Genomic DNA, 22,220 nt, shown 5'->3' with positions numbered 1-22,220 from the left:
ACCTTAACGCCAATATAGTACCTTTATTTTATTCTATCAAAACTCATCATTGGGGTACCAATCCAATTGAACCACTTCAATGTCTGGATTTCCTTCATTGACCAGTTGTTTGAATTTGGCCACATCACTCACTTCTGGACGTCCCCTAAAGTGATACGGATAAACTTCATCTGGTTGAAATTCCAAAACGGCATCTGCCGCGCTTTCCACGGTCATGGTATACGGAAGATTCATACATACGAAGGCCTTGTCAATATTTTCCAATGCACGCATTTCTGGAATATCCTCCGTATCCCCTGAAAAATAGATGCGTTCATCACCTAGTGTCAACACGTAACCATTTCCTCTTCCTTTTACATGAAAATCCTTAGCTTCTTCACGCAGGTTGTACATGGGGATAGCTTCTACGGTAACACCGGAAAATGTTTTGGATTCCCCATTGCCCATAATTTCAATGGCGGCTTTAAGTGCAAATTCTTCCGGAATTTCGTCAGCAACTGCTTGTGGAACAATGATGATGGCTTTCTCCGGATTGAGCTCTTCCAGAGTTTCTGGGCTAAGGTGATCTCCATGGATATCGGTAATCAAAATCAAGTCGGGAGAATTTTGACCTTCAAAAGCAGCCTTACCTCCAACAGGGTCAATATATATTGTGGTATCATTCCACTCCAAAACTGCAGTAGCATGCTCAATAGGTATGATATTAACCTTTGCCGGTGCTTCAGTTTCCACTTGGGTATCAACCTCCGCAGTATCTTTTTTCTCTTCTTTTTTCGGTTTACAAGCGATGGTGAGTGCCAGTGCAATGACCATCAATATAAAATTTCTTTTCATGACTTTCTTTTGAATTCCTTTAAAATTAAGGCATATCAAGGATAAAGAAGATTTTTTTCGAGATTATTTCAACCCAAATAATCCAAATCATGATCTAAAGCGTATATAAACCAAACACGATTGATTAAAAAACCTAAACGAGAATCAATTAATACAAAAAGTTATGACTGAAACAAAAAATAACAACAGTTTGAAGGTGATTGCTGGTTTATTGGGTGTGGTTCTTTTGGGAACTATCATTTATACCGTAAGCCTTTATCAAGACAAGAAAAAGACAACTCAAGCTTTAACGCAAGAAAAGGAGTTGGTAGTTGAGGATTTGAACAATTTGAAATCTGAGTACGACAAAGCTATTTTGGAAAGCAATGCTACCAATGAAGAATTGGTTGCTGCAAGAGACAACATCGCAAAGTATATCGACTCTGTACAAGGTATGAAAGCTGATATTGCTTCACTTTCAAGATACAGAAGACAAGTAAGTGTTCTTAAAGCTGAACGTGAAAAACTATTGAAGCAAGTAGATTCTTTGACGCAATCCAACAGCTTGTTGGCTATGCAAAGAGACAGTACATTCACCGAATTGGAGAAACAAACTGTTTTTAACGATTCTTTGATTGTACAGAACACGCAATTGGCCGATGCCGTTGAAAGAGGTTCTGCCCTTAACCTTTCTACCATCAGTGTTGATGCTGTGAAAGAAAGAAACAGTGGAAAATTGGTTTCTACTTCTAGAGCTAGAGCTACTGATAAGTTCAAAGTTTGCTTTACCATTGCTGATAACGTAATTGCTGAAGCTGGTGACAGAGAGTTCTTCATTGAAGTTCTTGGTCCTCAAGGAAATGTTTTGGGTGATAGTTTCACTAAATCTACTGAGGAAGGTGCTTCCATCACGTATAGCAAAGCAACTAACTTCTATTATGAGAACAGTTCTTTGGACGTTTGTGATTACATCAACAAGCCTGCTGATGATTTCAAAGACGGAAACTACATGGTGAATGTATATGACAACAATTTGAAATTGTTGGGTACTTCTAAATTTGAATTGAAATAATTCACACTATCCATTTAAATAAGGAAGCCCGTTCAACAGAACGGGCTTTTTTTATGGATTGAATTCTGATTAAATTATTTAAGACTCCCCACCATATCCTCTGGTTTTACCCACGCATCATATTCTTCAGGGGTAACGTAACCTAAATTAATGGCTTCTTCACGCAGCGTGGTTCCATTTTTATGGGCAGTATTGGCAATTTCAGCTGCTTTGTAATACCCAATTTTGGTATTTAAAGCGGTGACCAACATCAACGAATTATTCAATAATCTTTTGATTACTTCGTGATTCGGTTCAATGCCTACCGCACAATGCTCATCAAAACTTACACAAGCATCGCCAAGCAGTTGTGCTGATTGCAAAATGTTGGCAGCCATTAGAGGTTTAAATACATTCAGTTCATAATGGCCTTGGGTACCACCCACACTAACAGCGACATCGTTACCCATCACTTGGGCACACACCATGGTCATGGCCTCACATTGGGTCGGGTTGACCTTTCCTGGCATAATGGAACTTCCCGGTTCGTTGGCTGGAATGATGATTTCCCCAATACCAGAGCGCGGTCCGGACGCCATCATCCGAATATCATTCGCAATTTTGTTTAAGGAAACCGCTAGTTGCTTCAAGGCGCCGTGACTTTCAACGATAGCATCATGGGCTGCTAAGGCTTCAAATTTGTTCTGAGCCGTCACAAATGGCATTCCTGTAAAGTCAGCAATATATTTGGCTACCAAAACATCATATCCTTTTGGGGTATTGAGACCAGTTCCTACGGCTGTTCCGCCCAACGCAAGCTCGCTCAAGTGTGCCAAGGTATTTTTTAAAGCCTTCAGGCCATATTCCAATTGAGCCACATATCCAGAAAATTCCTGACCAAGGGTTAGGGGAGTTGCATCCATCAAATGGGTACGGCCAATCTTCACCACATCTTTGAATTCCTTGGACTTTTTGGCCAAGGTATTTTTGAGCTGTTCAACACCTGGAATAGTGACTTCTACAATTTTTTTATAGGCCGCAATGTGCATTCCCGTAGGGAACGTATCATTAGAGGATTGACTTTTGTTGACATCATCATTGGGTTGGATGGTTTTTTCACCTTCCCCAATCTTTTTTCCGGCAATTTCATGGGCTCTGTTGGCAATCACCTCATTGACATTCATATTGCTTTGTGTACCAGAACCCGTCTGCCAAATAACCAATGGAAACTGGTCGTCCAATTCCCCTGCCAGAATTTCATCACATACTTGGGCGATCAGGTCCCTTTTTTCCACAGCAAGCACACCGAGTTCATGGTTGGCATAGGCAGCGGCCTTTTTTAAATAAGCGAATCCATAAACTACATCCAAAGGCATGGAACCAGAAGGTCCAATCTTAAAATTATTGCGGGAACGTTCTGTCTGTGCTCCCCAATATTTGTCCGCGGGCACTTTTACCTCGCCCATGGTGTCTTTTTCAATCCTAAAACTCATTTTTCAAAATTTATACCCACAAAGGTAATTGTTCATAAAATTATATGGTAGTTGTTAATGGCAAATACACTTTTTTAAAGTCAGATTTGTATTTTTTCACAATAAGGAAGTATCTTTGTTCAACAAAAAGGATAGTATAATGTTCGAATTTGACCAGTATTTAGGCTTTTTAGCTTTTTTAACGATTTTGACCATTGGTTTTTGGTTGATGATTTTCTTGTTGACCTTTGTAGTACCCTATTGGTTGATCGGTAACCTTCGAGAAATGTTTAAAGAAAGACGCGAGGCCAAACGAGCCAAGCTTGAAGAATAAAAAAAGAAGCCAATTTGGCTTCTTTTTTGTTTTCGTCGGGTTCTTTTCTACTGCTATCGTTATCCTTGGAACTGACCTTCACCTTCCATATCATCGTCACCACCATTTCGGTCACCTCGCTGTCTGCGTTCCTTGGGCTGATTGAATCGATAAATTAATGATAGGTTGACCTGTCTCACCCTCCACTGGAACTCACTGTCTGAAGTAAAGAATTGGGTTTCTGTAAACGATTGGCGCCTTCTAGAATTGAATACATCACTTACGTTCAAGGATATAGTGGCGTTATCCTTGAATAAGTCCTTGCTCATGGCCAAGTTCAAAGAGAACATTCCTTTGGTATCTGTTTGGGCATTTTGGCGGGGACCCATGTAAAACGAGTTGGCCTGAAAATCTATCTTGGCGGGCAAGGTAAATTTTGAGCTGAACCGTGCAAACCAACTTGTGTTTTCCGCACCAAAGTTTACACCATTAAAGGTTCCATCGGAAGTAAATCGAAAGAAATTGAAACTACCATTCAAACGCATCCATTTTGTAGGGTTGTACAGCATACCTGCTTCGGCTCCAATACGTTCATTGGTGGAAAGGTTGATTGGAATGGAACGAATGATTCGGATACCATCTGAAGTAACCTCTCCCGTTTCCTCCTGAATACGCTCAAACGAATTGGTCTCCCGTTGATAGTATATGGATGATGTAAATGTTAACTTGCTCCAGCGCTTCAAGTACCCTAAATCAAAAGCATTGGCAAAAGCAGGATCCAAATCCGGGTTTCCCTGGAATACATTGGTTCTACTAGATCTGGAGGGAAATGGATTGATAAACCATCCTCTGGGTCTGTTGATTCTTCGATTGTAGCCAAGGGAAAGGTTTTGGTTTTCCCCAAACTCGTAGATCAGGTTAATGGTGGGGAAAAGTCCAAGATATTTCTTGTCAAAATTCAAATCCACATCCTCGCCAAGAATCTCTTGCAAGGCTTCGCTGTCTATATCCGAATCAACACCACCTCTCATCTCTGTGTTTTCCAGTCGCAATCCCGCCAAAAAGGAAAATTTTCCAAATTTATTACCGTATTGGGTATAGACCGCATTTACATTTTCATGATACGTAAAGATGTTGGTCAGGTCTGTGTTGGTTTCAAACTCTTCTGTGTCCAAGTTAAATTGATCCAACTGGTAATCATTGACCTCTTTTTCAAAAGTCCCACGATATCCTGCTTCAAATTGGGCGTCGCCAATGGGCAAAACGTAGTCCACTTGAGCCAGTATATCATCTTGGGTCTGATCTTCGTAGATATTTTCTAAGGCCAGCAAATCTGTATTGGGAACGGTATTGTTTTCTTGGATTACCGTTAAAATCGACTCGTCATCGTAAGAGTATTGGAAATCTGCTGTCAATTTATGACCATCATCGTTGATGTTATTCGTGTAGTTGAACGAATACTGATAGCTACTGTCATCTTCCCCTTGATCTTCGGTTCTAAAGGTACGACTAGCCAAGGTAGCATTTGTAAAACGCTGGTTGTCGTTTTCGGTTAAATCATTTTCATCAGAAATACGGTAGAAGAAGCTTCCGGTTATGGATGACTTTTCCGTAAGGAAATATTCCATTCCAATGTTAAGGTTAAAGCCATCATCATTTCTGCTGATATCGCGATCCTCGATAATTCGGTCAAATTCGCCTTGGGAATAGGTATTGTCACTATATCCATTCCCGGGAGATTCCCTGTGGAAATAACCAAGGGTATTAAAAATATTGAATTTATCGGTACGCAGGTTGAAGTTGGTAGTGGCCCTGGCATTGAACGGGTATCCAACTGTTGCATTCACAGAGCCGTTGATACCCAATGTTTTTTCTTTTTTCAAAACAATATTAAGGATTCCGGCGGTTCCTTCGGCATCATATCGTGCAGATGGGCTGGTAATGACCTCTACTTTCTCGATTGCATCAGCAGGTAACTGTTGTAGAACATCGGTGGAACCAAATCCAGCTAGCGCAGAGGGTTTCCCATTTATTAAAATGCGGACGTTCTCATTCCCTCGTAAGCTTATGCCACCTTCCACATCAACAGAAACAGAAGGAATGTTGTTTAGGGCATCACTGACGTTACCACCACTTGTGGTGATATCTTTTCCAATGTTGTATATTTTTTTGTCCAGACGTACCTCAACGGTAGTTTTTTCCCCAACAACCTCAACTTCTTGTAGTTGGGCCACATCGGGAGCCAAGATAATATTACCTAGATTTGTGGATGATGTATAACTCTGATTGTTAAGAGAATAGGTTTTGTACGAAATGTATTCTACGCGGATATTGTATTGACCGGGAGCGGTTTCAATTTCAAAATTTCCGTCCAAATCTGTGATTCCTCCAGTTACTTTGTCTGGATTTCCCGCTTCTTGAAGAACAAAAGTTGCGTATTCCAAGGGTTGACCGGAATCTTGGTCAATTACAGTTCCAGAAATGGTAATGGAGTTCGGACTCTGCTGCGCTTGGCCTCCTACTGAAATAAACGTAAGAAATAACAGCAGTACAATGTTTCTTTGCATAGTTTGGTTTTATACCAGCAAAGTTGATAGGAAATAAAGAAGAACTGAAATTAATACCCGTCAACAACACACTTGATCCCGTGAATGACCTTAATGAATTGTTAATCTTTTTTGTTTTTCTTTTTCTTCTTCTTTTTGGGTTTAAAACTGTTTTCTTGAAGCTCAATAAAGGCGTTGTACTTATCCTCGGGAAGACCAGCCTTTAATTCATCATTTTGCTTTTTCAAAACCTTCTCATATTCCTCTTTCATTTTAAGGGGCTCCAGTTGCAGAATTTGCAATTCAATTCGTTGTTGAACAGACTGTAACAATGTGGTACGGACCACTGCCTCCTCAAAAGGATTGAGGCCAAGTGCTTCGGATATGGACGGCATTTGCTGATCCACCACCTCTTCGGCCGTAGGTGGTTCCACTTCTTTTGGGGTTTCTTGGGCCCTGGGTATGGTACTTTGGCGCCTTCCATAGCGGTTTCCATAGGGAGATTCATAACCATATTGCGCCGCTAGGTCACCAATGGATAGCATTGTGGTCAAAAAGGTTAAGAAAACGAGGGTCTGTAAACTTTTCATGGCCTAATGAATACGTTCGTAATACTATAGCAAGGTATTGATTTTTTCTGAAGGTCTGCCAATCACGGCTTTTTTATCCTTTACAACAATGGGGCGCTCAATTAATTTAGGGTTTTCCACCATAGCTGATATCACCTCATCATCTGTAAGTGTTCTTCCTTTGTACTTCTCCTTCCAAATGGTTTCATTTTTGCGAACCAACTCCTCTGGAGCCATGCCCAAATACCCTATTAAGGTCTTTAGTTCATCTTTAGATGGAATTTCTTCTAAATATTTTACGATTTCAAAATCTTGCCCAGATTGTTCCAATACTTCCAGTCCTTCCCTGGATTTTCTACATCTAGGATTATGGTATATTCTAATCATTTTTAATTATTTTCTGATGTCTGATGTCTGATGTCTGATGTCTGATGTCTGATGTCTGATGTCATTCTTCTTTTTGCCCCATCATCATCAGATAGGCTTTTAGAAATGCATCCAAATCACCATCCATTACAGCGTCCACATTTCCAGTTTCCTCTCCGGTTCGTACATCTTTCACCAATTTATAGGGATGCATCACATAATTACGGATTTGAGAGCCCCACTCAATTTTCATTTTAGTCGATTCTATTTCAGCTCGGGCCTCTTGCTTTTTCCGAAGTTCAATCTCATATAATTGAGACTTTAGCATTTTCATGGCCGTTGCTCGGTTATCATGTTGGGAACGGGAATCAGAACATGAAATTTGGATACCAGTGGGTTTGTGTACGAGTTGTACCTTAGTTTCCACTTTATTTACATTCTGACCACCAGCTCCACTGGAACGTGCCGTAGTAATCTCTATATCGGACGGATTCACTTCAATTTCAATAGTATCGTCCACCAATGGGTACACATACACAGAGGCAAATGAGGTATGCCGTTTGGCATTGCTATCAAAAGGGGAGATGCGCACCAATCGGTGTACCCCGTTCTCACCTTTGAGCCATCCAAAGGCAAATTCGCCCTCAATTTCCAAAGTTACTGTCTTTATGCCAGCCACATCACCCTCTTGGTAATTGAGTTCTTTTACTTTGTAATCGTTCTTTTCGGCCCACATCAAATACATGCGCATGAGCATGGAAGCCCAGTCACAGCTTTCCGTACCTCCCGCACCCGCCGTTATCTGTAGCACCGCAGTAAGCTCGTCCCCTTCATCAGAGAGCATGTTCTTGAACTCCAAATTTTCAATGAGATCCAGAGCTTTTGTGTATTGTTGGGTCACTTCATCTTCGGAAACTTCCCCAGCTTGTTGGAATTCGGACAACACCTCAAGATCGCTCACCAAGGTTTTGGCAGATTCATACTCCTCCACCCACTTTTTCTTGGATTTAAGGGATTGCATTTGTTTTTGGGCTTCCTGTGGATTGTCCCAAAAATTGGGTTCGAGGGTTTTCTCTTCCTCGTTTTCTATTTCAATGAGTTTGGCATCGATGTCAAAGATACCTCCTTAACGCACCAAGGCGCTCAATAAGATCTTTTTGCTGATCTGTGGTTACCATGTATTCAATTTTGGGCAAAAGTAAGTTTCTTTCACCACATTCTATAAATAATCTATTGCTGTTGTTGCTGGGCCGCTTTTACCGATACGGAGTATTTGGTCTCATTCTTTCCAAGGGTATAGACCACACCTTTAAGGGGAGCACAGTCAGTATAATCCTTACCATGGCACACTTTTATATGATTGTGATTGACCAAAAGGTTATTGGTGGGGTCGAACCCTATCCAACCTACATTGGGCACAAAAGCCTCTGCCCAAGCATGCATTTGGGAATCCCCGAAAAATCCACTGCCTTGGTGCAAATAGCCCGAAACATACCGAGCAGGAACGCCATTCTTCTTGGCGATGGCACAGAATAAATGAGTGAAATCTTGGCATACCCCATTTCTTTTTTCAATGACTTCTTCCATGAGGGTGTCTACACTGGTAACGCCGGGTTTAAAATAGATTTTTTCAAAAACCCACTGATTCAATGCTTGTAGATTCTCAAAAATGGAAATTTTATTATCAAAAAGATAAATGGATGCGTACTGTTCCGGAAGATGGGTCAGTGGAGTATTTCTTAGGAATGGCTCATGATCAACTCTAAAATCCAAACTTTGGAGTTCTTCAAATTCCTTTTTTGAATCCAACGGAAGTTCAAAATCAAACGGATTGATTTCTTTTTTTACGAGCTTAAAATGCGCATTGAATTCGATGTGGCCAATCTCCTTTTTAGAGCGGACCTGAACGGTTTTAAACCCTAGGCCATTTACCGAAACGCTGTTTCGTTCGCCCAAATCATTTTCAAAATGCCAATAGGTTACTTCTTGTGTATCATTCTCTTCTGGGATGACCAAAAACTGCCAAAATGCCTCTTTTAGCCCCTTTTCGTAAGAGTTTTGGGTGTCATAATCTATTTCATATTCATAGAACATGGGCAAAATTTCAATCGGACCAAGTTAGTTAAATTGCCCTAGTAGTGGAAGAATTCTTTCTCCATGTTCTCACTAATTTTGAACATTTTGTTAAGGATCACATCAAGGTTGCCCTGTACGTCGTCATGTATCTCTTCAATCTGCTTGAACTCATATTCCGCGCGAATTTTTCCAACCATAAAGGCGGTGGAGCTTTTGGCATATTCCACTTTTTTATCAATTTCCAAAATATGGTCGTATACTTGGTTGATACAGTTCATAAAGGAACGCGGGCACCTTCCGTTCAAAATCAAGAACTCTAAGGTAGACATGCTGTTGGGCGATTTTTTGTAAAGTCGGCGCATCATATCATACGATTCAGCACATTTAAGCAAGGTTGTCCATTCAAAACTATTGCCAATGGTATCCCCGTAGCTGCCTTTGGCCATGAGGGCATCGTTGTATTTGGTGTTGATGATCCGGGTAATTTGTATGGCCCGTTCAATGTTCACACCCATCATGATGATAGCGTACACTTCATCGTGTAACAGGGTACCCCGAATTTTTCCACGGAGTACAGCGGTCATCTCCGTAATGTTCACTGTAAAATCGTATAGATTGGTCTTAACAAAGGTTTCCGTAGGGTAGTTCATCACAAAATGATAGAACTTGTTGAGACTTTCATACAATTCGGTGGAAATCAAATCACGGGAACTGTTCGCATTTTCCCGAGCTACCTTAATACTACTGATGATGGAATAGTTATTTTCAGGATTCAATCCAATGTTGTACAGCACTTCATCCTCCTTTAACTTTATGGAATCATCATGCACTGGGTCACCCACCATGAACAGCATGGAACGCAGTACAAACTGTCTGGATTGTGATAATTGGTTGGGGGCATCCAAGGATGAAAAGTAATTTACGTTCATAAAACGGGCCACGTGTTCTGCCCGTTCAATATACCTTCCCATCCAAAATAAATTATTGGCTACTCGTGCTAACATAAAGTTCTTATTTCTTTAATACCCAAGTGTCTTTAGATCCACCCCCTTGAGATGAGTTTACGATCAAATTGCCCTCTTTTAGTGCTACTCGGGTAAGACCACCCTTTAATACAAACTGTTCGTCATGACCTAGGACCGTAAAGGTTCGTAAATCTACATGCCGTTGCTCAAAAGATTCTTTTTCATCGATATAGGTAGGGTGAACAGATAACGACATAATAGGTTGTGCCACATATTTTCTAGGATTTGCCTTTACCTCGGCCTTTACTTTTTCGATCTCATCCTTGGTCAGTTTATTTCCAATAGAAATTCCATACCCGCCAGCTTCATCAACAGGTTTGATTACTAACTCTTTTACGTGCTCCAGAACATATTTCAATTCATCAGGTCGGCTACAATGATAGGTATGCACATTTTTAAGGATGGGCTCCTCATCCAAATAATATTTAATGATGTCAGGAACATAGGTGTAAATGGCCTTGTCATCGGCTACCCCGGTACCCGGTGCGTTCGCAATGGTCACATTCCCCTTTCGGTAGGCAGCAAACAACCCAGGAACGCCCAATGTGGAATCGGGATTGAACTCCATAGGGTCTATGAATAGGTCGTCGACTCTTCTGTATACCACATCTACACGAACAGGACCTTGGGTGGTCTTCATGTAGACAAAGTCGTTTTCAACATAAAGGTCGCGCCCTTCCACCAATTCCACACCCATGGCCTTGGCCAAATAGGAGTGTTCATAATATGCAGAATTAAACATACCGGGCGTAATTACCACACAAACCGGTACATCCACGCCGGAAGGCTTCACACTTTCCAAAAGATGAAGCAAATTTTCCGCATAATTGGTCACTGTGTGGGTCTTGTAATGATTGAATACCCCAAAAAGAGCCCGTTTAAGGGCAGTACGGTTACAGATGACATAACTTACCCCCGAAGGACATCGGATATTGTCCTCCAAAACATAGTAATTGCCGTCAGAATGTTTAATGATATCTGTTCCTGAAATATGATTGTACACTTTGCTCGGTGGGTCCACATCCATCATTTGATGCAAGTAATTGGGAGATGAACTTAGCAGTTCAATCGGTACTATTTTATCTTTCACAATTTTCTTATCGTGATAGACATCCCATAAAAAATGGTTCAGGGCCAAACTTCGTTGAATGGCTCCCTTTTCTATGATTTCCCATTCCTTTGTGTCGATTATTCTAGGAAAAAGGTCAAATGGAAAAATTTTCTCCTGACTTTGCTTATCGCCATAGACCTGAAACGTGATGCCTTGGTTAAAAAAAGACGATTTTGCCTTGGTGTTCAGGTTGACGTAATCCTCAATGGACCTGGATCCATAGAGGTCTAAAAGCTTCTGGTATACGGATTTGACATCTCCGTTGTTCTTAAAGACTTCATCAAAAAGACCATCTTTGCGCACATAACTTGAAAAGATGGTTTTATCCGTGGCTGACCCCATAGTTTGTTTTTAGGTAAAATAGGGATTTTCAGTCTCTTATGAAATAAATAGCAGTTAAAAATCCATCAGAATAAAAATGAATCAAGCAAAAATTGACGGCTATTTTTATCAATTTATATTTTAGGACGGAAAAGGAGGATTCACGGGGTTTTTTAAAATGAATTACATATTTTTAAATCCAATTTCCACGCAACTATGAAGAACACAATTTCCCTCATTGCAGTATTTGGCTTTTTTTGTGCAGCCGTATCCGGACAAACGTTTGACAAGGCCAAGGATTTTCAAAAATTCAACGGTTACTTTAATTTCTATTATGATGATTCATCGGACAAGATATATTTGGAAGTCGATGAACTGGACAAGGAATTTTTGTATGTCTATTCCCTCAGCAGTGGCATTGGAAGCAACGATATTGGCTTGGATAGGGGACAGCTGGGCAATGAACAGGTTGTTTACTTCAAAAAAGCAGGGAACAAATTGCTTTTGGTGCAACCCAATCTGACCTATCGCGCCATTACGGACAATGCGCTAGAACGAAAGTCGGTGGAGCAAGCTTTTGCCAAATCCATTTTACACGGATTCAAGATTGAAGAAGAATCCAAAGGAAGCTATTTGATAGATTTCACGGATTTTCTAATGCGGGATGCCCATGGTGTAGCCAATAGATTGAAAGATTCCAAGCAGGGGTCCTATAGTCTGGATGCTTCCAAAAGTGCGTTGGCCTTTGAGCGTACCAAAGCATTTCCTAAAAATGTGGAGTTTGATGTTACTTTGACGTTTAAAGGTAATCCTGAAGGAGATTGGATTCAATCTGTGACACCAAACCCTAGTTTGGTGACCGTAGCTCAGCATCATTCTCTAATTGAACTACCCGATGATAAATACAAGAAAAGAGTGTTTGATCCACGGTGTGGTTCCTATCCCATAACTTATTATGATTATGCCACTCCAGTACAAGAACCTATATTAAAGCGTTTCATTACCCGCCATCGATTGGAAAAAAAGAATCCCGGTGCTGAAGTGAGTGAAGCTGTGGAGCCCATCATCTACTATTTGGATAATGGAACCCCTGAACCGGTTCGTTCCGCCCTATTGGAAGGGGGTAAATGGTGGAACCAAGCCTTTGAGGCCATTGGATACAAAGATGCCTTTCAACTGAAAATATTACCGGATGATGCCGATCCTTTGGATGTCCGCTATAATGTAATTCAGTGGGTGCACCGTTCCACAAGAGGTTGGAGCTACGGTAGCAGTATTACCGACCCAAGAACAGGAGAAATCATGAAAGGCCATGTGAGTTTGGGAAGTTTACGTATTCGTCAGGATTTTTTAATTGCCCAAGCGTTGATGAACAAACCCTTTGCTGAGCGGGATGATAATTACCAACCCATGTTGGAAATGGCCTTAGCCCGAATTCGTCAACTCTCTGCACACGAAATTGGGCATACCCTTGGTTTTGCACACAATTTTGCCGCGAGCACCAACAACAGGGCTTCGGTGATGGACTATCCACATCCACAATTTGAACTAAAAGGAAATACCATCGATTTTTCAAACGCCTATGATACAGGTATTGGTGAATGGGATAAAGTTACTGTGGCGTATTCGTATGCAGATTTTCCAAGCGGAACCTCTGAAAAAGAAGGACTGAATGCTATTTTAAAGAAAGCCCAGGATGATGGTTTGCGGTACATCTCCGATCAAGATGCAAGACCTACAGGAGGTGCCCATGCTTTAGGCCACTTATGGGATAATGGAAAAAACGCCAGTCAAGAATTGGAAAGTGTCCTACAGATCCGAAAAACGGCTATGAATAACTTCTCCATGGACAACATCCGCACTGGGGAGCCCAATTCTGTTTTGGAAGATGTATTTGCACCATTATATTTTTTCCATCGGTACCAGACTGAAGCCGTTTCAAAAGTTGTTGGGGGGCTTGACTACAACTATGCGGTTAAAGGAGATGGGCAACGGGTAGTGGAGCCGGTGAATCAAGCAGTACAGGAGAAAGCCTTGGAGTCCATTCTTCAAACATTGGATGCCGAGGTTGTTGCCATTCCGAAGGAAAAATTAGACCTATTTCCGCCTAGGGCCATCGGATATCCGCGAACCCGTGAATCATTGATGGGAAGAACGGGCGTAAGTTTTGATGCTTTGTCCGCTGCTGAAACCGCCGCGGATATGACGTTGGGATTGTTGCTTCACCCAGAACGTGCTTCACGATTGATTCAACAAAAAAGTCTGGATAAAGGCCAACTGGGATTAGAAGAGGTTTTGAATAAATTAATCAACAGCACCATTGAAGAATCCAAAAAAGACACGTATTTGGAGGAGGTACAGCGGACCATCAATTTTAGAGTGTTGTACCATATCATGAATTTGGCAGCCCATAAAGAAGTCCACCCCCAGGTTAATGCTATCGCCAATGCCACTTTAAAAGAACTTAAAGCAGCATTGTTGGGCAATGGAAAAACAGCTATCGCAGTGGAAATGGTGAAGCGTATCGATATGTTTATGGAAAAACCGACCAGCTTTAATGTGATACCTGTCCCCAAAATTCCTGATGGCTCTCCCATAGGAATGGACTGCATGGATTAGATAAGGACAAGTGCAAGCTCAAGAGCAAGTTCAAATTCAAGTACAAGCTCAAGCACAAACCTAACTCACACTAGAATTAACATCAAGGGAGATATTTTAATGAATATTGAGGGTAGAATTCTGGTTGTAAACGGAAATTGAACTTTTATGACAATCAATTTAATCAGTGATACGGTCACCAAGCCCACAGCGGGAATGTTGGAGGCCATGATGACCGCCAAGGTGGGGGACGATGTCTTCAAAAACGACCCCACAGTGAACGTATTGGAAGACAAAGTGGCCGATTACTTTGGAATGGAGGCTGCATTGTTTTTTCCGAGTGGCACCATGACCAATCAAACGGCGATTAAACTTCATACCCAACCTGGGGACCAATTGATTTGTGACAAATTCGCCCATGTGTATAATTATGAAGGTGGAGGCGTAAGCTTCAATAGTGGGGTTTCCTGCAAGCTTGTGGACGGTCATCGCGGTATGATGACGGCAAAACAAGTGGAAGAAGCCATCAATCCTCCTGATTTTTACCACAGTCCCTTGACATCATTGGTCTGTATAGAAAACACCACCAATAAAGGCGGTGGGGCCTGTTGGGATTTTGAGGAACTCAATAAAATAAGAAATGTTTGTGATGACCATGGCCTAAAATACCATTTGGATGGTGCAAGACTCTGGAACGCACTGGTGGCCAAAGGAGAAGACCCTAAGGCGTACGGAAACCTCTTTGATACTATTAGTGTTTGTTTGAGCAAGGGCATGGGATGTCCTGTAGGCTCCGTTTTAGTGGGGAGCAAGGATTTAATTGACAAAGCATTGCGAGTTAGGAAGGTTTTAGGCGGTGGAATGCGACAATCCGGGTTTTTGGCAGCAGCCGGAATCTATGCCATAGACCATCATGTAGAACGATTGGCCGAAGATCATAAAAAAGCGGCTGAAATTGGGGAGTTACTTTCCACTCTGGATTTCATTAAAAAAGTAGAACCCATTGAAACCAACATTATCATTTTTGAGTTGGATGAATCCAAAATAACATCGGCGGATTTTCTGGCTAAACTTACCGAAAAACAAATTTCCATTATTGGAATGGGGCAGGGAAAACTACGCATCGTTACCCATTTGGATTACACAGACAATATGCACCAGCATTTCCTTAAAATCCTTCAAACAATTGGGTGATTCGCTAAAACTGTCACTTCGAGCGCAGTCGAGAAGTTATTAAAAGTTCCTATTTATAAAAAGTCTCGACTGCGCTCGACCTGACAAATTTAAAGTGTCCCCCTTGAGGTGACTTTAGGGATGTTTTTACTTCATAAAAGCATCCATTCCTGGAATATTGGGCATACCCTCCTTGGCAACAGCGGCCAGTTCGGTTTCATTTACATTGGTAGCTTTTTCAATCGCTTTGTTCAAAGTCAAAACCAGATAATCTTCCAGTTGTTCCTTATCCTTCAAAAGGGAATCATCAATACTGATTGATTTAATTTCACGGTTTGCTGTCAAAGTCACTTCTAGTAATCCATCTGAGGATTGCTCATCAATCATCACCGTGTTTAATCGCTCCTTGGTTTCCTGTACTTTTTTCTGGGTTTCCTTGAGTTTACCCATCATTCCCATGATATCTCCAAACATAGCTGCTATTTTTTGTGTGTAGTTGACTTCAAAAATACTAAATTGGCAGAAATCAAACTGGATGAAACGAAGCAATTCAATCCCTTTTATCCCCATAATATGCCTTATTTTTGCAGGCTCTTGCCAAAACAATAAAGAAGAATTGATGCGAATACAATCCCCTGTGGCCAAAAAGATTCCGACTAAATTGGAAAAACACGGCGATGTACGGATAGACAACTACTATTGGATGAACAATAGGGAAGACGAAGCCGTTATTGATTATCTCAATGCCGAAAACGACTACTACCAAAAGATGACGGCTCATACCAAAAAATTCCAAGATGACCTTTTTTTGGAAATGAAGTCAAGAATAAAAGAAGTTGACTCGTCAGTTCCCTATAAATTGGATGGCTATTGGTATATCAATCGGTATGAAGAGGGTAAAGAGTACCCCATTTATTCTCGAAAGAAAGATAGTCTAGATGCAGCCGAAGAAATCATGTTTGACTGCAATCAAATGGCCGAAGGTCATGAATTCTTCAACTTGAAGGGGATTTCCGTGAGTCCGGACAATACATTGGCCTCTTTTGGAACAGATACGGTTTCTAGACGGCAGTACAATATCCAAATCAAGAATCTAAAAACAGGCGAAATCTACCCTGATATCATTGAAAATACCACAGGAAGTTCAGTTTGGGCCAATGATGGCAAGACCTTGTTCTATGCCAAAAAAGACCCCGTAACGTTGCGTTCTGATAAAATTTTCAAGCATGTATTGGGAACTTCTTCGGAGCAAGACGAGTTAGTGTTCCATGAAAAGGATTCCACCTACAACACCTTTGTCTACAAAACCAAATCCCGGAAATATATTGTAATCGGTTCTGTGAGCACAATGACCACCGAATATAGGACGTTGAATGCGGACGACCCTAATGGTAGTTTTAAAGTGTTTTCTCCGCGTGATTTAGGTGTAGAATATTCCATTGCGCATTATGAGGGTAACTTCTATATTTTGACCAATAGAGATAAAGCCACCAATTTTAAGTTGATGCGAGCTGATGAGAGAAACACTGAATCAGAACATTGGGAAGAATTCATTCCCCACAGGCAAGATGTTTTATTGGAAGATGTGGAGATTTTTAGGGACTACTACGTGGTTTCAGAGCGGGAGAACGGACTTAATCAAATGAAGATATCCCGCTGGGATGGCACAGAAAGCTATTATTTGCCTTTTGACAGTGAAACTTATGTTGCTGGAGCTTCTGTAAATTTAGATTTTGATACGGATGAGCTTCGGTATTATTATAATGAAATGGGGGCGCCCTATACCATCATTGACTTTAATATGAAGACCCGAACCAAAAAAGTGTTAAAAGAACAAGAGGTTTTGGGCGGAAAGTTCAATAAAGAGAATTATAAAACCGAGCGTTTGTGGGCTCCGGCCCGTGATGGCAAAAAAGTGCCTATTTCTTTAGTGTATCGAAAAGATACACCGTTGGATGGCTCAAGCCCACTGTTTCAATATGCTTATGGCTCTTATGGTAGTACTATTGACCCTTATTTTTCTTCGGTTCGATTAAGTTTGTTGGATAGGGGTTTTATCTATGCCATTGCCCATGTAAGGGGAGGGGAGTATTTGGGAAGACCTTGGTATGAAGACGGAAAACTCTTCAATAAAAAAAATACGTTCACTGATTTTATAGATTGTTCTAAATTTTTAATTGAACAGAACTATACCAGTCCAGAGCATTTGTATGCCAGTGGCGGTTCTGCTGGCGGACTTTTAATGGGGGCAATAGTCAATATGGCTCCTGAGCTGTATAATGGCGTTATTGCAGAAGTGCCATTTGTAGATGTGGTCACAACCATGCTGGATGATTCCATACCACTGACCACTGGAGAATATGACGAATGGGGAAATCCGAATGACAAGGAGTATTACGATTACATCAAATCCTATTCCCCCTACGACAATGTTGAGGCCAAGGCATATCCTAATTTATATGTATCCACGGGGCTACACGATTCACAGGTGCAATACTGGGAACCAGCAAAGTGGGTAGCTAAATTGAGGGAATTTAAGACCGATGACCATCTCCTCTTTTTAGACACCAATATGGATGCTGGGCATGGTGGGGCGTCAGGAAGATTTGAAGCTTTAAAGGAAACCGCAAAAGAATATGCGTTTATTTTAGACCTAGAAGGCAAAACCCATTAAAAATAAAATGCTATTTTTGTGCCGAATGAACTTTTGTACGTACTAAAATTCATTCCTTACCTAATACCAGTTATGAAAAAACAGATAAATGCGTGCAGCAATATCCTTGACTTAATTGGAAATACCCCCTTAGTTAAGCTTAACAAAATCGCCGCCCCCCTTACCGGAAATTTTTATGCCAAATTGGAATGCTTTAATCCAGGCCATTCCTCAAAAGACAGAATTGCAGTCTATATCATTGAGGAAGCAGAACGTAGAGGCATTCTAAAACCGGGTAGCACCATCATTGAGACTACTTCTGGAAATACAGGGTTTAGTTTAGCTATGGTGAGTATTGTAAAAGGTTACAAGTGTATTTTGGCCGTTAGTTCAAAATCATCACCAGATAAGATAGATATGTTGCGTTCCATGGGTGCCAAGGTATATGTTTGCCCGGCCCACGTTAGCGCAGATGACCCAAGATCATATTACGAGGTGGCCAAGCGCTTGCACAAGGAAACAAAGGATTCCATTTATATCAACCAATATTTTAATGAACTCAATATAGAGGCCCATTACCAGACCACTGGCCCTGAGATTTGGGAGCAAACCAACGGAAACATTACTCATTTGGTGGCGTGCAGCGGTACCGGAGGTACCATCTCAGGGATTGCCCGATATTTAAAGGAACAAAATCCAGAAATTAAAGTGTTGGGGGTTGATGCCTATGGCTCAGTGCTTAAAAAATATCACGAAACAGGGGAGTTTGACCATAATGAGGTATATCCCTATCGCATTGAGGGGTTGGGCAAGAACTTGATTCCAGCTGCTACAGACTTCAACACTATTGATCGCTATGTAAAGGTAACGGATGGCGAAAGTGCCCACATGGCCCGTAAAATAGCCCATTCCGAAGGGATGTTCGTTGGATATACCAGCGGTGCTGCCATGCAAGCCTTGTATCAATTGAACACCGAAGGTGAATTTACGGAGGATAGCAACGTCATCGTTATTTTCCCAGACCATGGTTCAAGATACATGAGCAAGGTTTACAGCAATGAATGGATGGACAACCAAGGCTTTTTTGATATTAAGAATGCCGAAGTGCCTGAAAAGATTGAGTATATCAAGTAGAAGAGGCGTACACGTTATAAATGCAAAGCGACAATGAAAACCATTGTCGTTTTTTTATGTGAAAAAATCGTTATGCGAGGTTCACAAAAATCTATACTTTTGCATTTGAATCAATTTTAAGGTAGATGAGAGATTTATTTGATAGGATCATTGAGAACAAGGGTCCGTTGGGAAAATGGGCATCACAAGCTGAAGGATATTTTGTATTTCCAAAATTGGAAGGGCCCATCTCAAACAGAATGAAATTTCAAGGAAAGGATGTAATTACATGGAGTATCAATGATTACTTGGGGCTCGCCAATCTACCTGAAATCAAAAAAGTTGATGGTGATGCAGCCTACGAACACGGCTCAGCCTACCCTATGGGAGCTCGAATGATGAGCGGACACACCGACTATCATGAGCAACTGGAACGAGAATTGGCCGAGTTTGTCCACAAAGAAGCTTCGTATCTATTAAACTTCGGTTATCAAGGTTTTATGTCTGTGATTGACGCTTTGGTGTCCAAAGACGATATTATTGTATATGATGTTGACTGCCACGCCTGTATTATTGATGGTGTTCGACTTCACATGGGGAAACGTTTCACCTTTAAGCACAATGACCCAGAAAGCCTTGAGAAAAACTTGGAGCGGGCCACAAAAATGGCCAATGAGACCGGTGGTGGTATTTTGGTGATTTCCGAAGGTGTTTTTGGAATGCGAGGTGAGCAAGGCATTCTCAAAGAAATTGTTGAGCTGAAGAAAAAATTCAAGTTCAGGTTGTTGGTAGATGATGCCCATGGTTTTGGAACCCTTGGTAAAACAGGTGCTGGAGCAGGTGAGGAGCAAGGTGTGCAAGATGGGATTGATGTCTACCTGGCCACTTTTGCCAAATCAATGGCAGGAATTGGTGCTTTTGTAGCCGCAGATAAGGAAATCATAGAATACTTAAAATACAATCTTCGGTCGCAGATGTTTGCCAAATCGCTCCCCATGGTCTACGTAAAAGGAGCCTTGAAGCGTTTGGATATGTTGCGCACTATGCCAGAATTAAAGGCCAAACTTTGGGAAAATGTAAATGCATTACAAAATGGACTTCGTGAGCGTGGCTTTGACCTTGGAACAACATCCAGTTGCGTTACCCCGGTATATTTAAACGGTAGTATTCCTGAAGCCATGGCCTTGGTAAAGGATTTACGTGAAAACTATGGTATTTTCTGTTCCATTGTGGTCTATCCGGTAATTCCGAAAGGATTAATCTTGCTGCGTTTGATTCCTACGGCTACGCATACTATGGAAGATATTGCTGAGACCTTGGATGCTTTTTCGTCTATTAGGGAACGACTGCAAAATGGTACCTACAAGCGACTTTCGGCTGCGGTTGCTGCGGCTATGGGGGAGTAGAAACCGTAAAGGTGACAGAAAAACCGCTGCAAATTTAGCGTAGCAATTTTATTCACATAGATTTTTTAATTGCAGAATACTTTATTTCGCTGCAGGGCATATTGGGTATTTCCCCTTCGCCATCTCCCTTGTTTAATATCGTTGATATTGAACGGATTTACATTGGACTCTCCATTGTAATACTGTAGATAGACCGCTGGTTGACCTTGATAGGAAACCAATTTCCAAAATCCTGAATTACTACCGCTGGAAACACCCTGTGCATTGCCTCCATAATCACCTTCCACACTGAAAGAGCCATCATAATTTATGGTGAAGGTTCCATTGGCACAGAAATTCACATAAGTGATAGAACTAGCGGTATTATCATTTACATAAGATGTTCGCTGGTAAAAAACCAGTTGGCTTCCCGCGACAATGGTAAAAACTTCTTGATTGTTCAAATCGGGGTAAGGAGAAGTTACAACTAAATCACCATTTGCTATGGTGTTACCAGCGGTGGTATCAATACCAGGTATATTATTTACACTACCTGCTCTACCATAATCAACCATATAAGGCGTTAGATCAAATTCGCCCAAGCTATGCTGATATGATGTTTTGAAAAAGATTTCATTGAGTCCAACCGCGGTTAGAGTCATACTCGCTCCGTTCAATTGTGCACCAAAATCTATGGGGCCGTTCAATCCAAAAATCTGCCCTTGCAGATTGTTTGCAGATTGTATGGCACGAAGGGCAAAACTTGTCCCTTCCGTGGCCATCATGCCATGTATTTCATCACCAACCCTTTTAAACTGTAATGAAACACTATTGTCTTGATTCATAAAAGTCCCGGTAAAGTCAGCAGTTTGGGCATGTATTGAAATTCCCGTCAATAACAGGGCAATAGGAATATACAGTCTGAATTTCATAGCATGGGGTATTTTTCTAAATATCAGCTTTATACGAAAGGTAAACATGAAACTATGTATAATATAACCAAAACATAGCATAATTGGTCCGGAAAACTGTGTGGATGCAAAGCATGGTCCGAATTTCCAATAAAATTCTCGCTCAAGAAAGAGACCAGAAAACGCAATTACTCATTTTCGAATCGCTTTTGAACCACCCCATTCTTTAAAATCGTGTTGATGGAAAGTGTATTGCTAATGGATTCCAACGGATTTTCATCCAAAATGATGATGTCCGCAACTTTACCAACTTCTACAGAACCCAATTGGTCAGCAACACCCAACATTTTGGCTGCATTTAACGTTCCCATTGTAATGATATCCAAATTTGAGATTCCACCCATTTCCATGAGCTGCATTTCTTCGTGAAGGCTATAACCGGGAAAGTTAAAATCATTTCCTGTATCCGTCCCCAAAACCATATTAAAACCTTTGTTATATAGATATTGAATATCTTTTGCTTGCGGCACTATAAAGGATGATAAACTGTTATCACTCAACCCATACTCACTCATTAAAACATTCACGTAAATATTGGCACGGGCAACCTGTCCTGTGGTAATCTCCTTGGCTGCTTGCTGATATTCAGGAAGCATTGCTTCATTCTTAAACCATTCTGGATGTAAAGGATATAAAAAGGACTTATCGATCATCAAGGTGGTAA

General features: G+C 41.2%; 19 protein-coding genes. 7 read left to right on the top strand and 12 right to left on the bottom strand.

Annotation, left to right across the window (positions count from 1 at the left end):
- Positions 1-36 precede the first annotated feature (36 nt).
- Positions 37-834, bottom strand: a complete 798-nt coding sequence (locus tag ACFOWS_RS09715; RefSeq protein ID WP_379763961.1) for an MBL fold metallo-hydrolase — start codon at positions 832-834, stop codon at positions 37-39.
- A 163-nt stretch (positions 835-997) separates the two neighbouring features.
- Here ACFOWS_RS09715 and ACFOWS_RS09710 point away from each other — a divergent pair, with 163 nt between their 5' ends.
- Positions 998-1,885 carry a hypothetical protein gene (locus ACFOWS_RS09710; RefSeq protein ID WP_366588812.1) on the top strand — a complete coding sequence of 296 codons (888 nt, stop codon included), beginning with the start codon at positions 998-1,000 and terminating at the stop codon, positions 1,883-1,885.
- Positions 1,886-1,959: 74 nt separating this feature from the next.
- Here the strand turns inward: ACFOWS_RS09710 and fumC are convergent, their stop codons facing one another.
- On the bottom strand, positions 1,960-3,357 hold the full coding sequence (gene fumC / locus ACFOWS_RS09705) for a class II fumarate hydratase (protein WP_379763958.1): 1,398 nt from the start codon (positions 3,355-3,357) through the stop codon (positions 1,960-1,962).
- Positions 3,358-3,496: 139 nt separating this feature from the next.
- Between fumC and ACFOWS_RS09700 the strand changes: the two genes are divergently transcribed.
- A complete protein-coding gene (locus ACFOWS_RS09700; protein ID WP_366588818.1) occupies positions 3,497-3,670 on the top strand; it encodes a hypothetical protein in 174 nt (57 codons plus the stop codon).
- Positions 3,671-3,729: 59 nt separating this feature from the next.
- Here the strand turns inward: ACFOWS_RS09700 and ACFOWS_RS09695 are convergent, their stop codons facing one another.
- The 7 genes from ACFOWS_RS09695 to ACFOWS_RS09665 all read right to left on the bottom strand — a co-directional run bounded on the left by ACFOWS_RS09695 (position 3,730) and on the right by ACFOWS_RS09665 (position 11,684).
- Positions 3,730-6,216 carry a TonB-dependent receptor domain-containing protein gene (locus ACFOWS_RS09695; RefSeq protein WP_379763956.1) on the bottom strand — a complete coding sequence of 829 codons (2,487 nt, stop codon included), beginning with the start codon at positions 6,214-6,216 and terminating at the stop codon, positions 3,730-3,732.
- Between the two features lie 101 nt (positions 6,217-6,317).
- A complete protein-coding gene (locus ACFOWS_RS09690; protein ID WP_379763953.1) occupies positions 6,318-6,785 on the bottom strand; it encodes a hypothetical protein in 468 nt (155 codons plus the stop codon).
- Between the two features lie 24 nt (positions 6,786-6,809).
- Positions 6,810-7,151 carry an arsenate reductase (glutaredoxin) gene (gene arsC, locus ACFOWS_RS09685; RefSeq protein WP_379763951.1) on the bottom strand — a complete coding sequence of 114 codons (342 nt, stop codon included), beginning with the start codon at positions 7,149-7,151 and terminating at the stop codon, positions 6,810-6,812.
- A 61-nt stretch (positions 7,152-7,212) separates the two neighbouring features.
- Positions 7,213-8,308, bottom strand: a protein-coding gene (prfB, locus tag ACFOWS_RS09680) for a peptide chain release factor 2 (protein WP_379763949.1) whose coding sequence is annotated in 2 segments (ribosomal slippage) — positions 7,213-8,244 and positions 8,246-8,308 — 1,095 coding nt in all. Because the reading frame shifts where the segments join, the coding sequence is not laid out codon by codon here.
- Positions 8,309-8,360: 52 nt separating this feature from the next.
- Positions 8,361-9,224 (bottom strand): transglutaminase-like domain-containing protein, encoded by an 864-nt coding sequence (locus ACFOWS_RS09675; protein ID WP_379763946.1) that lies wholly within the window; start codon positions 9,222-9,224, stop codon positions 8,361-8,363.
- Between the two features lie 38 nt (positions 9,225-9,262).
- The gene (locus ACFOWS_RS09670; RefSeq protein ID WP_379763944.1) at positions 9,263-10,210 is read right to left on the bottom strand and encodes an alpha-E domain-containing protein; all 948 of its coding nucleotides are present in this window, start codon (positions 10,208-10,210) and stop codon (positions 9,263-9,265) included.
- A gap of 7 nt (positions 10,211-10,217) precedes the next feature.
- Entirely contained in the window at positions 10,218-11,684 is a 1,467-nt protein-coding gene (locus ACFOWS_RS09665) for a circularly permuted type 2 ATP-grasp protein (RefSeq protein WP_379763942.1), read from the bottom strand.
- A 195-nt stretch (positions 11,685-11,879) separates the two neighbouring features.
- On the opposite strand from ACFOWS_RS09665, the gene ACFOWS_RS09660 reads away from it, so the two are divergent.
- Entirely contained in the window at positions 11,880-14,282 is a 2,403-nt protein-coding gene (locus ACFOWS_RS09660) for a zinc-dependent metalloprotease (protein WP_379763940.1), read from the top strand.
- A gap of 147 nt (positions 14,283-14,429) precedes the next feature.
- Positions 14,430-15,455, top strand: coding sequence for a threonine aldolase family protein (locus ACFOWS_RS09655; protein WP_379763938.1), 1,026 nt, complete (start codon positions 14,430-14,432; stop codon positions 15,453-15,455).
- Between the two features lie 126 nt (positions 15,456-15,581).
- On the opposite strand, the gene ACFOWS_RS09650 is transcribed toward ACFOWS_RS09655, so the two are convergent.
- Positions 15,582-15,908 (bottom strand): YbaB/EbfC family nucleoid-associated protein, encoded by a 327-nt coding sequence (locus ACFOWS_RS09650; protein ID WP_379764510.1) that lies wholly within the window; start codon positions 15,906-15,908, stop codon positions 15,582-15,584.
- A 145-nt stretch (positions 15,909-16,053) separates the two neighbouring features.
- Between ACFOWS_RS09650 and ACFOWS_RS09645 the strand changes: the two genes are divergently transcribed.
- The 3 genes from ACFOWS_RS09645 (at position 16,054) to ACFOWS_RS09635 (ending at position 20,606) form a co-directional block, all read left to right on the top strand.
- On the top strand, positions 16,054-18,108 hold the full coding sequence (locus tag ACFOWS_RS09645; RefSeq protein ID WP_379763936.1) for a S9 family peptidase: 2,055 nt from the start codon (positions 16,054-16,056) through the stop codon (positions 18,106-18,108).
- 72 nt (positions 18,109-18,180) lie between these two features.
- The gene (locus ACFOWS_RS09640) at positions 18,181-19,221 is read left to right on the top strand and encodes a PLP-dependent cysteine synthase family protein (RefSeq protein WP_366588840.1); all 1,041 of its coding nucleotides are present in this window, start codon (positions 18,181-18,183) and stop codon (positions 19,219-19,221) included.
- Positions 19,222-19,346: 125 nt separating this feature from the next.
- Positions 19,347-20,606, top strand: a complete 1,260-nt coding sequence (locus tag ACFOWS_RS09635) for an aminotransferase class I/II-fold pyridoxal phosphate-dependent enzyme (RefSeq protein ID WP_366588842.1) — start codon at positions 19,347-19,349, stop codon at positions 20,604-20,606.
- A gap of 65 nt (positions 20,607-20,671) precedes the next feature.
- Here ACFOWS_RS09635 and ACFOWS_RS09630 read toward each other — a convergent pair whose 3' ends face one another.
- Entirely contained in the window at positions 20,672-21,517 is an 846-nt protein-coding gene (locus ACFOWS_RS09630) for a hypothetical protein (protein ID WP_379763933.1), read from the bottom strand.
- A 167-nt stretch (positions 21,518-21,684) separates the two neighbouring features.
- The gene (locus ACFOWS_RS09625; RefSeq protein WP_379763931.1) at positions 21,685-22,209 is read right to left on the bottom strand and encodes an amidohydrolase family protein; all 525 of its coding nucleotides are present in this window, start codon (positions 22,207-22,209) and stop codon (positions 21,685-21,687) included.
- Positions 22,210-22,220 lie beyond the last annotated feature (11 nt).

Origin of the sequence: Flagellimonas marina (genome assembly GCF_042651185.1) — a bacterium.
GTDB lineage: Bacteria > Bacteroidota > Bacteroidia > Flavobacteriales > Flavobacteriaceae > Flagellimonas > Flagellimonas marina.
Note: the sequence above shows the minus strand (reverse complement) of the source record. Positions and strands in the feature narration are given on the sequence as shown.